At 72.0% G+C, this 12,954-nt stretch carries 11 protein-coding genes; 5 read left to right on the top strand and 6 right to left on the bottom strand.

Translation table 11 applies throughout. The features are described from left to right. Positions 1-427 precede the first annotated feature (427 nt). Positions 428-2,659, top strand: coding sequence for an acetate--CoA ligase family protein (locus OHS70_RS20770; RefSeq protein ID WP_328399296.1), 2,232 nt, complete (start codon positions 428-430; stop codon positions 2,657-2,659). Then, positions 2,656-3,498, top strand: coding sequence for an enoyl-CoA hydratase/isomerase family protein (locus OHS70_RS20765; protein ID WP_328399295.1), 843 nt, complete (start codon positions 2,656-2,658; stop codon positions 3,496-3,498). Before OHS70_RS20770 ends, OHS70_RS20765 begins: the two co-directional genes overlap by 4 nt. 46 nt (positions 3,499-3,544) lie before the next feature. Here OHS70_RS20765 and OHS70_RS20760 read toward each other — a convergent pair whose 3' ends face one another. Further along, entirely contained in the window at positions 3,545-4,498 is a 954-nt protein-coding gene (locus OHS70_RS20760) for a hypothetical protein (protein WP_328399294.1), read from the bottom strand. 163 nt (positions 4,499-4,661) lie between these two features. Between OHS70_RS20760 and OHS70_RS20755 the strand changes: the two genes are divergently transcribed. Next, on the top strand, positions 4,662-5,267 hold the full coding sequence (locus OHS70_RS20755) for a flavin reductase family protein (RefSeq protein ID WP_328399293.1): 606 nt from the start codon (positions 4,662-4,664) through the stop codon (positions 5,265-5,267). Positions 5,268-5,384: 117 nt separating this feature from the next. On the opposite strand, the gene OHS70_RS20750 is transcribed toward OHS70_RS20755, so the two are convergent. Then, positions 5,385-6,698: an MFS transporter gene (locus OHS70_RS20750; protein WP_443062629.1), complete on the bottom strand. Its 1,314-nt coding sequence runs from the start codon at positions 6,696-6,698 to the stop codon at positions 5,385-5,387. 71 nt (positions 6,699-6,769) lie between these two features. Here OHS70_RS20750 and OHS70_RS20745 point away from each other — a divergent pair, with 71 nt between their 5' ends. Beyond that, entirely contained in the window at positions 6,770-7,840 is a 1,071-nt protein-coding gene (locus OHS70_RS20745) for a GlxA family transcriptional regulator (protein WP_328399291.1), read from the top strand. Positions 7,841-7,843: 3 nt separating this feature from the next. Here OHS70_RS20745 and OHS70_RS20740 read toward each other — a convergent pair whose 3' ends face one another. The 3 genes from OHS70_RS20740 to OHS70_RS20730 all read right to left on the bottom strand — a co-directional run bounded on the left by OHS70_RS20740 (position 7,844) and on the right by OHS70_RS20730 (position 11,390). Continuing rightward, complete coding sequence (locus OHS70_RS20740; protein ID WP_328399290.1) at positions 7,844-8,893, bottom strand: Zn-dependent alcohol dehydrogenase; 1,050 nt, start codon at positions 8,891-8,893, stop codon at positions 7,844-7,846. Continuing rightward, complete coding sequence (locus tag OHS70_RS20735) at positions 8,890-10,020, bottom strand: acyl-CoA dehydrogenase family protein (RefSeq protein ID WP_328399289.1); 1,131 nt, start codon at positions 10,018-10,020, stop codon at positions 8,890-8,892. The genes OHS70_RS20740 and OHS70_RS20735 overlap by 4 nt, the downstream gene beginning before the upstream one ends. 455 nt (positions 10,021-10,475) lie before the next feature. Next, entirely contained in the window at positions 10,476-11,390 is a 915-nt protein-coding gene (locus OHS70_RS20730; RefSeq protein WP_328399288.1) for an SDR family oxidoreductase, read from the bottom strand. Between the two features lie 83 nt (positions 11,391-11,473). Between OHS70_RS20730 and OHS70_RS20725 the strand changes: the two genes are divergently transcribed. Then, the gene (locus OHS70_RS20725; RefSeq protein ID WP_328399287.1) at positions 11,474-12,400 is read left to right on the top strand and encodes a cyclase family protein; all 927 of its coding nucleotides are present in this window, start codon (positions 11,474-11,476) and stop codon (positions 12,398-12,400) included. Between the two features lie 21 nt (positions 12,401-12,421). Here OHS70_RS20725 and OHS70_RS20720 read toward each other — a convergent pair whose 3' ends face one another. Then, complete coding sequence (locus tag OHS70_RS20720; protein ID WP_328399286.1) at positions 12,422-12,883, bottom strand: ATP-binding protein; 462 nt, start codon at positions 12,881-12,883, stop codon at positions 12,422-12,424. Between the last annotated feature and the right edge of the window lie 71 nt (positions 12,884-12,954).

Raw genomic sequence — 12,954 nt, 5'->3', positions numbered from 1 at the left:
CTCGAACCGGCCCGGGAGGCAGGCACAGAGCTGCTGTCCCGTATCGCGGCAGATCCTTCCGCCGACGCGGCCGACCGACCGGCGGCGGCCGAGCGGTTCGCGGGTACGGGATGGCCCCCAAGGTGGAGCGGCTCTGGGAGCTCTCCACGGCGCCCGAGTTGTCGCCGTGCGAACGCAGGCACACCAGGCGGTCCCCGGCCCGGCACGACCACGCCTGAACGGCTGCGGCGCACGCCGCGGTGTTGCGTCGCCCCACGGGCGGCACGGCGCATGGCGGCACCCAGCGCGCGGACGGGGAAGGCGATTGTTCCCGGCTCCCGCTGTTTCTGCTCGCATCGGTGTTCCTGACGTCTCGTCAGTTCTGTAATCTGACAGCGTGTCAGTTAGCGAGCGAGCTCGGCACGACGAGCAGGAGCGGGGACCAGCGATGCTTGGATCTACTCACGGCACCCTCACCTCCGACCTTCGCGCGCGCGTGGTCGCCTGCGGGGAGACGCCCCGGGACGCCGTCCACGAGACGGCCGCCGTCACGGCGTCCGCCGGCGATCTCGATGTCAGCGGCCGCCCGCTGTACGCGCCCGTCCCCGATCTCGACCGGTTCTTCAGGCCCGGATCGGTGGCCGTCGTCGGCGCGTCCGACGCCGAAGGGCGGCCCACCGCCGGAATCACCCGGCAGCTCGTCGCCTGGGCGGAGCGTGTCGGCGCCCGGCTGCACCCCGTGCACCCCCACCGGACCTCCGTATTCGGACTGCACTGCGTCCCCTCCGTCCGTGAGCTGCCCGAACCCGTCGACCTGGCGGTGCTGCTGGTCGCCGACCCCCTCCCGGTGATCGAGGAACTCGGCGAGGCCAAGGTGAAGTTCGCCGTGGCGTTCGCCTCGGGGTACGCCGAGACCGGCGCGCAGGGTGCTGCCGCCCAGGCCCGGCTGGCCGCCGCCGTGGAACGCTCCGGCCTCAGGCTGCTCGGCCCCAACACCAACCTCAACGCCTTCGAACGCTTCCGGGACGACCTCGAAGGTCCCGCGGTCGCCCTGATCACCCAGTCCGGCCACCAGGGGCGGCCCGTGTTCACCATGCAGGAGCTGGGCGTACGACTGTCCCACTGGGCGCCCACCGGCAACGAGGCAGACCTGGAGAGCGCCGACTTCATCTCGTACTTCGCCGAGCACCCCGGCGTCGGCGCCATCGCCTGTTATGTCGAAGGGCTCAAGGACGGCCGCTCCTTCCTCCTCGCCGCCGACCGGGCCGCCCGGCGCGGGGTGCCGGTCGTCGCCGTGAAGGTGGGCCGCACCGAGACCGGCGCGCGCACCGCCGCCTCCCACACCGGCAAGCTGACCGGAGCTGACGACGTGGTGGACGCGGCGATGCGGCAGTTCGGTGTGATCCGGGTGGACGGGCTCGACGAACTCCAGGACACCTCCGCCCTGTTGGCGCGAGCACGTCCGCCGGTCGCCGACGGGGTCGCCGTCTACTCGATCTCCGGCGGGACCGGCGCGCACTTCTCCGACCTGGCGACCGCGGCCGGGCTGCGGATCCCCCAGCTGTCCGATGCCAAGCAGGCCGAACTGCACCAGTGGATACCGCCGTACCTGAACGTCGCGAACCCGGTGGACAACGGCGGCCACCCCGTGGGCGACTGGCGCGGCCGGAAGATCATCGACGCGATCCTGGCCGACCCGTCGGTCGGCGTACTGATCTGCCCGATCACCGGCCCCTTCCCGCCGATGAGCGACCGGCTCGCGCAGGACCTGGTGGACGCGGCGGAGACCACCGACAAGCTCGTGTGCGTGGTGTGGGGCTCGCCGCTGGGCACCGAGGCCGCGTACCGCGAGACACTGCTCGGCTCGTCCCGGCTCGCCACGTTCCGTACGTTCGCCAACTGCATCACGGCGGTACGCGCCCACCTGGAGCACCATCGCTTCACCGCGCACTACCGCTCGCCCTTCGACGAGGCCCCGCGCACCCCCTCCCCGTCCTTCCGCAAGGCGCAGGCCTTGATGCGGCCGGGCAAACAGCTGAGCGAGCACGCGGCGAAGCAGCTGCTGCGCGCGTACGGGATCCGGGTGCCGCGCGAGCAGCTGGTCACCAGCGCGGCGGCCGCGGTCCGGGCGGCCGGGCTGATCGGCTACCCCGTCGTCATGAAGGCCTCCGCGCCGCAGCTCGCCCACAAGACCGAACTCGGCCTGGTCAAGGTGGGCCTGACCTCGGCGAGCCAGGTGCGCGACGCATACCGGGAACTCACCGACATCGCCCGTTACGAGGGCGTCGAGCTCGACGGGATCCTGGTCTGCCAGATGGTGGAGTGGGGCGTGGAAATGGTCGTCGGGGTCACCCGGGACGCGCTGTTCGGCCCGACGGTGACGGTCGGTCTCGGCGGGGTGCTGGTGGAGGTCCTGCGGGATGCGGCTGTACGCGTCCCGCCGTTCGGGGAGGACCAGGCCCGCGCGATGCTCACGGAACTGCGCGGCCGGGCCCTGCTGGACGGGGTGCGGGGCGGGCCGCCGGTGGATGTGGACGCGCTGGTGGAAGTGGTGCTGCGGGTCCAGCGGATGGCGCTGGAGCTGGGCGACCAGCTCTCCGAGCTGGACATCAACCCGCTGATGGTGCTGCCGCGGGGACAGGGCGCGGTGGCGCTCGACGCGCTGGCGGTGTGCCGATGAGCACCGCGGTCCTCCACCGCATGGAGGGCGCGGTCTCGTGGATCACGCTGAACCGCCCCGAGGCCATGAACGCGGTGACCTGGGACCAGCGGGAGCGGATCATCGCGCTGCTGGCGGAGGCGTCCTCGGACCCCTCCGTACGGGCGGTCGTCCTCACCGCGACCGGCAAGGGCTTCTGCGCGGGAGCGGACCTGCGCGGCGGCCCGTCGGCAGGCTCGGCGGACGCTGCGGTTTCCGCAGGCTCGGCGGGATCGGCGGGATCGGCGCGTGACCGGATCGCCGGCGACGTCTCCCGGATGATCCGCCTGGGTGCCCAGCGCCTGATCGCGGCCGTCCTGGACTGCGAGAAGCCGGTGATCGCCGCGGTCAACGGCACGGCGGCGGGCATCGGCGCGCATCTGGCGTTCGCCTGCGACCTGGTGCTGGCGGCGGAAGGGGCCCGTTTCATCGAGGTGTTCGTCCGCCGCGGTCTGGTCCCGGACGGCGGCGGAGCGTATCTGCTGTCCCGGCTGGTGGGCCCGCAGCGGGCCAAGGAGCTGATGTTCTTCGGCGACGCCCTTCCGGCGGCCGAGGCGGCCCGCCTGGGCCTGGTCAACCGGGTGGTCGCCGCGTCCGACCTGGAGAAAACGGCCCGCGAGTGGTCCGAGCGCCTGGCGACCGGCCCCACAAGGGCGTTGGCGCTGACGAAGCAGCTGGTGAACGCGTCCCTGGACGTGGACCGTACAACGGCCTTCGCGGCGGAGGCGACGGCCCAGGAACTCAACATGACGACGCGGGACGCGAACGAGGGGGTGACGAGCTTCGTGCAGCGCCGACCGCCGGAGTTCGAGGGCCGGTAGAACCGCACACCGGGAGCAACTGACGCCGGCCACCGGCCCCGGTCCCTCACGCCGGAGCTTCTGACGGCCGGACGGCCTGCTCCTTGTCGAGGATGTGCAGGTCTCCTGAGTCCGGGTCGCCGAACAGGGCGAAGAGTTCGGGATCGTCTTCCGTGCCGCCGATGGTCCAGTCCGGCAGCAGCGCACAGCTGCCGACGTCGATGCGGACCACCGCCCGCTCACCGGCCGACGGGGCGTCCACGCGATGCCATGTGCCGGTTCCTGTGCAGCGCGACAGCGCGTCGTCGGTGAAGCGGTAGTTCTCGCCTTCGTACGGCACCGAATCCAGCACGGCCCGGCCGTCCGGGTGGAGGCGGACGGCCGCGCCGTCGTCCCGGCCCTGCCAGACGCCCGCGAGCTGCCGCTCCGTCAGGTTCGGCGGCTCGTACTCCGTGATGACGCCGGTGAGCAGCGCGGTGACACCCAGGACGAGTGTGGCCCCGGCCAGACCCGCGCCGGCGACGGAGGTGCGCCGCCAGATCTTCGGTTTCGCCGACGATGCGCTCCTACGGCGCCAGTAGGCGGCGTTCAGTGCCGGGAGCACCCCGCTCGCCGCGATCCACAGCCAGGCCGGTGCGTAGGAGACGTCGAAGAGGAGGGCGGCCCCGGCCGCGTACACGGATGCGAGCGCCGCGAGGCTCCCGGCCGTCCAGACCCACTCGGGGCCCGCCCAGCGCCGTACTGCCGCATGGGCGGCGAGGGTCGCGGGCAGCGTGTACGCCCCGGCGTGGGCCCACCCGGCCATGGCCAGGACGAGCGGCCCGATCCCGCACATGCACAGCAGGCCGAACGCGGCCAGGCCGCCCCCGTACCCCACTCCATGGCTGTCGTCGCCGACCGAGAGGATCATCATGGCGAGCCCCGTGGCCGCCGCCTGCCAGGCGAAGGCGGCCGCTGCGGCCTGGACGGTCGTGTCCTGCGAATCGGCCTGCGGGCCGGGCCCCCGCCGCTGTACCTGCATTCTTTCCGCCCCCATCGTCCTGACGGCCCGGCCGGACCTGTGCCGCACGCCGGGATCCACCCTGGTTTGAACATGTTCAAACCGAGGAGAACGTACAGCACTCCACTCCCGTGACCCCACCAGGGTTCCCATCTGACGATCCGTCAGCTTCAATGGGAGTGTGATGGGACACGCAGGGATGGCCGCCGCCGCCGTCCGCTACCTCCGGTCGGCCGGGGCCCCCACAGCCGCCGAGCCGTACGAAACGATGCCGCGCCCCGTACTGCGGGCCGTCGGCGACGACGAGCGGCCACCGGTCGACGCCGGCGAGTTCCGTCGCGTGCTCGGCCACTTCGCGACCGGTGTCACGGTGGTCACCGCGTACGACGAGGACGGGCCCGCCGGGTTCGCATGCCAGTCCTTCACGTCCCTGTCCCTCGACCCGCCCCTGGTCGCCTTCATGGTCGCCCGCACCTCGGCCACCTGGCCGCGCATCGCCCGCGCCGGGGTGTTCTGCGTCAACGTGCTGGGCGACCACCAGGGCGAGCTGTGCCGCGCCTTCGCGGTCAGCGGCGCGGACAAGTTCGCCGGGGTCACCTGGTCCCGCTCCGCCGCGACCGGATCACCCCTGCTGGCAGGCGTACCGGCCTGGATCGACTGCACGATCCAGACCGTCCACACCGGCGGCGACCACCTCATCGTGGTGGGCCGGGTGGAGACTCTGGACGCGGACCAGGACGGCGCACCCCTGCTGTTCCACCAGGGGCGGTTCGGGCGGTTCACGTCGTAGGACAAGGCCCCTGCCCGGAGACCGGCTGCTTGTCTTCCTCGCCTACGGCGTCATCGGCTGCTTCGGGAAGCGGCACGCCAGGACGGACCACAGCGGCCGGCCCTGAGCCAGGGGCACTCACACTCCGGCGCCCTCCAGCCTGGGCAGCGGCTTCCGCCTGATCACCAGGGCCATCAGTGCCGCCACCGCGCACAGGGCCCCCGAGGCGTACCAGACCACGTTGTACGAGCCGAAGACATCGCGCGCCATGCCGCCCACGAAGGCGACGACGGCCGCGCCCACCTGGTGGGAGGCGAGCACCCAGCCGAAGACGATCGCGCTGTCGTCGCCGTAGTGCTCGCGGCACAGGGCGATCGTCGGCGGGACCGTGGCCACCCAGTCCAGGCCGTAGAAGACGATGAAGAAGAGCATCGGCGGATGGACGGAAGGAGCCAGCAGCACGGGCAGGAAAAGGAGTGAGATGCCGCGCAGGGCGTAGTAGACGGCCAGCAGCCGCCGCGCCTCGAAGCGGTCGGTGAACCAGCCCGAGGCGATCGTGCCGACGACATCGAAGACCCCGATGACGGCGAGCAGCGATGCGGCCGCCGTGACCGGCATGTGGTGGTCATGGGCCGCCGGGATGAAATATGTCTTGACCAGGCCGTTCGTCGATGCGCCGCAGATCGCGAAGGTGCCGGCGAGCAACCAGAACGGGCCGGTGCGGGCTGCCCGGAAGAGCACCGTGACCGCGCGCCGGGCCGCGCCCGGCACCGGCTCGGGCTTGGGCGTGAAGCCCTCCGCGCCGTACGCGGCCAGGCCGACGTCCGCCGGGTGGTCGCGCAGCAGCAGCCAGACGAAGGGGACGACGGCCAGCGCGGAGAGCGCCACGGTGACCGCGGCGGGCCGCCAGCCGTGGTTCTCCACCAGCCAGGACAGCAGTGGCAGGAACACCAGCTGACCGGAGGCGCCGGCCGCTGTGAGGATGCCGGTGACCAGGCCCCGGCGCCGGACGAACCACCGGTTGGTGACGGTCGCGGCGAACGCGAGCGCCATGGACCCGCTGCCGAGGCCGACGAGGACGCCCCAGTACAGGATCAGTTGCCACGAGGCCGTCATGAAGACGGTCAGCCCGGAGCCGACGGCGATCACGGTCAGCGCGACCGCGACGACCCGGCGGATGCCGAACCGGTCCATCAGCGCCGCGGCGAACGGCGCGGTCAGCCCGTACAGCGCGAGGTTCACCGAGACGGCGAAGCCGATCGTGCCCCGCGACCAGTCGAACCGCTCGTGAAGCGGCTCGATCAGCAGACCCGGCAGGGAGGCGAAGGCGGCGGCGCCGGTGATCGTCACAAACGTGACGGCCGCGACGAACCATGCGCGGTGGACACGGGGAGGGCGGCGCAGCGGCTCGGGACTGCCGGACCGGGCGGAGAGATCGGTTGTCTGGGTCACGTCACCCAGCATCCGAGGCTGTTCGCTTCGCAACGAGTGGCCCGAGGGACAGCATTCGATAGGATCGGGCCATGACCGTCCCGCAGAACCCGAAGCACGACGAGCCGCGCGGCGCGCCGAAGCGCCACCGCGTCGTCGTCATCGCCATGCCGCAGGTCATCCCGTTCGAGCTCGGCATCCCGCACCGCATCTTCGGCCGCGCCTTCTCCGCCGACGGCGAGCCGCTCTACGAGGTCGTCACCTGCGCCACCGCCCCCGGTCTCGTCCGCGCCGAGGCTGACTTCTCGCTGTACGTCGAACACGGCCCGGAGGCGCTCGAAGACGCGGACACGGTCATCGTCCCGGCCGCCTACGAACCGGATGTCCTCTACCGCGAGGGCCGGCTGCCCGACGATCTGGCCGAGCTCTTCCGCCACGTCCGCCCGGGCACGCGCATGGCCTCCATCTGCACCGGCAGCTTCATGCTGGCGGCGGCCGGTTATCTGGACGGCAGGCCCGCCACCACCCACTGGCACTGGGCGGACCGCTTCCAGCGGCTCTTCCCCACCGTCAAGGTCGACCCCGACGTGCTCTACATCGACGACGGCGACGTGCTGACGTCGGCAGGCGTGGCGGCCGGTATCGACCTGTGCGTGCACATGGTGCGCCGCGATCACGGCGCCGCGATCGCCAACGACGTCGCCCGGCGCTCCGTCGTACCACCGCACCGCGACGGCGGACAGGCCCAGTACATCCACCGGCCCCTTCCCGAACCGCAGGTCGCGACCACCACCACCGCGCGGGCCTGGGCGCTGCGCCGCCTCCATGGCCCGATCCAGCTGCGGGACATGGCCGACCAGGAGTCCATGAGCGTGAGGACCTTCACCCGGCGCTTCCGCGAGGAGGTCGGCATCAGCCCGGGGCAGTGGCTCACCCAGCAGCGTGTCGAACGGGCGCGGCATCTGCTGGAGTCGACGGACCTGTCGGTCGACCAGGTGGCACGGGACGCGGGGTTCGGCACCGCGCAGTCGATGCGCCAGCATCTGCAGACGGCGCTCGGCGTCCCGCCCACCGTCTACCGGCGCACCTTCCGCGCCACCGCGGACGGCAGGAACGGCAGGAACAGCAGCGGCAGGAACGGGACCACCGCGCGCGGCGCCTGACCGTCACATCGTCAGCACGCCGCGGGCCACCCGCCCGTGGTGCGCGTCGTCCGCAGCCTTCGCGAAGTCCTCGATCGGATAGGTCTCGGTGACCAGTTCGTCGAGCAGGAGCCGCCCCTGCCGGTACAGCTCGGCGTACAGCGCGATGTCGCGCTGCGGGCGGGAGGAGCCGTAGCGGCAGCCCAGGACCGACTTGTCCAGGAACAGCGCCGCGGGCAGGAACGTCGCCTCGGCCGTCGGCGCGGGCATGCCGAGCAGGATCGCCTGGCCGCCGCGGTCCAGGAGCTCGATCGCCTGCCGGACGAGGGCGGTGTTGCCGACACACTCGAAGACATGGTCGGCGCCGGTCGGCAGAATCTCGCGTACGCCCTCCGTGGAGGTCAGGAACGCGGTGGCGCCGAACTGACGGGCCACGGCCTCCTTCGCCGGATTCGCGTCGACGGCGACGATCACGGACGCGCCGGCGATCCGTGCGCCCTGCAGGACGTTGAGCCCGATGCCGCCGGTCCCGATGACGACGACGCTCTCCCCGCGGTCGACCCTGGCGCGGTTCAGTACGGCTCCGACTCCCGTGAGCACGCCGCAGCCGATCAGCGCGGCGGAGGTGAGCGGGATGTCCGCGGGTATCCTCACCGCCTGGACCGCCTTGACGATCGTCAGCTCGGCGAAGGCGGAGTTGGCGGCGAACTGGAACAGCGGCCGGCCGCCGCGGGAGAACGGGCGGCCCGGCCGGCCGATCGCCTTGCGGCACATCGTGGGCCGGCCGCGGTCGCAGTCCGCGCAGACGCCGCAGTTGGCGAGCGTGGACAGGGCGACATGGTCGCCGGGCACGACATGACCCACTCCTGGGCCGACCGCCTCGACGACACCCGCGCCCTCGTGACCGAGGACCACCGGCACGGGGAACGGGATCGTGCCATCGATCACCGACAGATCGCTGTGACACAGACCCGCGGCGGCCACGGCGACCAGGACCTCGCCGGGACCGGGGGCGCGTATCTCCAGATCGCCGACGACCTGGGCCTGCTTCCCGTCGAACACCACGCCCTTCATCTGGGCTCCCTCGGTAGGCCGAGCACCCGCTCGGCGATGATCGTGCGCTGGATCTCGTCCGAGCCGCCGTAGATGGTGTCGGCCCGGGAGAAGAGGAACAGACGCTGGAGATCGTCGAGTTCGTACGACCCCGGCGCCCAGGCGCCCGGGCCGGCGGTGGCCCCCGCGCCCCGCACCTGCATCGCCAGCTCACCGAGCCGCTGATGCCAGCGGCCCCACAGCAGCTTGGCGACGCTGGGGGCACCCGGGTCGTCCCCGGCACCGAGCGTGCGCAGGGCGTTCCAGTGCATGGTGCGCAGGTCGGCCCACAGGTCGACGAGACGCTGCCTGATGACGGGGTCGGCGATCGCGCCGCTGCCGGCGGCCAGCTCCACCACCCGTGCGAGCTCCTCCTCGAACCCGATCTGCTGCACCAGGGTGGATACGCCGCGCTCCAGGGCGAGCAGCCCCATCGCGACGCGCCACCCGTTGCCCTCACCGCCTACGACGTCCGTGGCCTCGGCGCCGTCGAAGAACACCTCGTTGAACTCCGCGGTCCCGGACATCTGCCGGATCGGCCGGACCTCGATCCGCCCGGGCTGGCGCATGGGCACGAGCAGGAACGACAGCCCGTGATGGCGCCTGGCGGCCGGGTCGGTGCGGACCAGCACGAAGCAGTGGTCGGCGTCCCGGGCGTGCGAGGTCCAGATCTTCTGACCGGTGACGCGGTAGGTGTCCCCGTCACGGACGGCGGCCGTCCTGACCCCGGCGAGGTCGGAGCCGGCGCCTGGCTCGCTGTAGCCCTGGCACCAGATCTCCTCCCCGCGGGCGACGGCTGGCAGATACCGGTCCTTCTGTGCCGCGCTGCCGTAGGCGATCAGGGTGGGGGCGAGTAGGTTCTCGCCGATGTGCCCGATCCGGGCGGGGCCGCCGGCGCGGGCGTACTCCTCGCCCCATACGACCTGCTGGGTGAGCGTGCCGGTCCGGTTCCCGTACGTCCCGTCGCCCCACCCGAGTCCGATCCATCCCCCGCGCCCGAGCTCACGCTCCCAGTCGCGGGCGGAACGCCCGCCGACCGGGTGCGCCGCGAGCCACGCGCGCGCATCCCGCCGAAAATCGAGGTCGGCGTCCTCGAGCCCGAAGTCCACCCTTCGCCTCCTGTCCGGGGGTGGTTTCTTCTCCCACCCACCGCCCTTGATGTCGGAGGCACGGGGTACCCCCGACGCCTCCTGCGCAAGGTGCGCGCCCTGCCGAGCGGGCGCTCCGCGCCCCCGGAGGCACGACCGGCCGGCGCGCAGCGCCATGGCGCTGCGTGCCGGGCCCCCCGCGTTCACGCTCGCCCGCACGTCCGCCGGGGCGGGCGCTGCGCGCCACCACTCGGGCAACGCACCGTCCGGGGATGCTCGTTCGTCCCACCCGGGCACCCTGATGTGGCACCCGCGCCGGGTCACAGCCCGGCGCCGCGGCTGTCACCTGCAGCGATCGGGCGGGTGGGCGGTGCTGCCAGGTCCGCGCGCAGTGGGCGCGGCACCCATCGGGCAGGGCCGGGCCCGGGAGCGAACCGCACCCGAAGAACAGCCCTCGGCGCGGCCCGCGCCCCGCGTCACCCGTTCGGCCGGTCACCGCGCGCCGCCGCCGCGGACATCTCCGACAGCCGCGCCAGCATCGGCATCGGGTCCGTCCCCACCGTCCCCGGCAGGAAGTCCGCGATCCGCTCCGGCGTCCACGTGCCGCCCTCCGCGTACCCGGCGCGCAGTTCCCTCGGCTGCGCCCAGACCGCGATCTTGGGGCCCGCGATCGTGTAGACCTGGCCCGTGATCCCCTCCTCGCGGGCCCGGTCGGAAAGCAGGTAGACCACCAGTGCGGCCACGTCCTCCGGCTCGCCGATCTCCTTGAGTTCCATGGGGACGTTCGCCGACATCCGGGTCCGCGCGACCGGCGCGACCGCGTTCGCCGTGACGCCGTACTTGTGCAGGCCCAGCGCCGCGCTCCGCACGAGCGAAATGATTCCGCCCTTCGCCGCCGCATAGTTGGCCTGGGCCACCGACCCCTGATGGTTGCCGCTGGTGAAGCCGATCAGTGTCCCGGACCCCTGCTTGCGCATCACCGCCGACGCTGCCCGGAACACCGTGAACGTGCCCTTCAGATGGGTGGCGACGACCGGGTCCCACTCCTGCTCCGACATGTTGAAGAGCATCCGCTCGCGCAGAATGCCCGCCACGCACACGACACCGTCGATGCGCCCGTACTCCGCGAGTGCGACATCGACCACCCGCTGCCCGCCGGCCATCGTGGCGATGTCGTCCGCGACCGCGACCGCCGAACCTCCGGTCGCCTCGATCTCCTTGACGACCGCCGCCGCGATCTCGCTCGTCGGCTCGCCGCCCTCGATCGAGACGCCGTAGTCGTTGACGACGACCTTCGCTCCTTCGGCAGCCGCGGCCAGCGCCACCGCCCGGCCGATGCCGCGCCCGGCACCCGTCACGGCGATGACCTTGCCCGACAAGAAGTTCCCCACGCCCGGCCCCTTCCCGCAGTTTCTGACGGACCGTTAGATTCTACGGTCAGTCAGATACTCGTGCACAAGCCCCAGGAGGCCCGATGTCCCTGCCGGCCGAGTTCCACGACATCGCCAAGCGCGTGAACAACTGGGGGCGCTGGGGAGAGACCGACGAGATCGGCACGCTCAACCTGATCACCGGCACCGTGGTCAGGGACGCCGCCGCCCAGGTACGCCGCGGTCTGCGCATCCCCCTCGCACTGCCCCTGCACCAGGACGGCCTCCAGACCGGCATGATCCCGGGCCGGGTGAACCCCCTGCACACCATGGTCCAGATCAACCAGGAGCTCTTCGGCCCCGGCACCGTCGCCACCAGCGACGACGCCGTCACCATGGGCCTGCAGGCCGCCACCCACTGGGACGCTCTCACCCATGTCTCGCACTCGGGGCGTATCTACAACGGCCGCCCCGCCGGCACGATCACCGCGCACACCCGGGCCCGCTTCAGCGGCATCGACAAGGCCACACCGGTGATCTCACGCGGGGTGCTTCTCGACGTGGCCCGCGCGAAGGGTGTGGAGCGGCTGCCGGGAGACCATGCCGTCACGCCCGAGGACCTCGACGAAGCCGCGGAGTTCGGCGGCGTGACGGTCCGCGCCGGTGACATCGTGCTCGTACGGACGGGGCAGATGCAGCTCTGCCTGGGCGGCGACAAGCACGGCTACGGCTACCCGTCCCCCGGACTGTCCGTCCGCACCCCGGAGTGGTTCCACGCCCGCGATGTCGCCGCCGTCGCGAACGACACCCTCACCTTCGAGATCTTCCCGCCGGAGATCGAGAACCTGTGGCTGCCCGTGCACGCGCTCGATCTCGTCGAGATGGGCATGCTCCAGGGGCAGAACTGGAATCTGGAAACTCTGTCCACAGCCTGTGCACAAGAGCAGCGGTACGCGTTCCTGCTGTCGGCGATGCCCGAGCCGTTCGTCGGCGGCACCGGTACGCCGGTCGCCCCGGTGGCGGTCCTGTGAGCCGGCCCTGGACCGGATACGTCAGGCGCCGCGGGTGATCGCGTACGCCCCCGGCTCGTACACCGGCGAGACGACCGTCGGGACACACCTGTCCACCTCGCACCAGATGGACTTCCCGACGCCCTCGCGCTGCCAGCCCCAGCGGTCCGCGAGCCCGTCGACCAGAGCCAGGCCCCGCCCGTTGGTGTCGTCACCGTCCGCGCGGCGGTGCCGCGGCGGGCTGGAACTGATGTCGACGACCTCCACCCGCACGGTGCCGGCCTCCGACGCCCCCGACCCGAAGAGCATCCGCAGCACGGCCGGACAGCCGGTGTGCACCACGGCGTTGGTGACCAGCTCCGAGATCAGCAGGATCAACGTCTCGGTCAGTGGCTCGTCGTCCGGGACCCCGGAACCGACGAGCCGCGAACGTGCCCATCTGCGAGCGCGCCCCACCTCCGCGGGATCAGGCCCGACTTCCAATTGCACCTGAAGCACCTGCACCGCTCACACCATCCGAACCGGCGGACACATCGCCTCGCGCCTCAACACCATCACGGAATGTGATTCCCTTA

This window comes from Streptomyces sp. NBC_00390, from assembly GCF_036057275.1.
Taxonomy (GTDB): Bacteria; Actinomycetota; Actinomycetes; order Streptomycetales; family Streptomycetaceae; genus Streptomyces.
The sequence above is the reverse complement of the archived record's forward strand: the minus strand, read 5'-3'. Positions and strand labels throughout refer to the sequence as shown.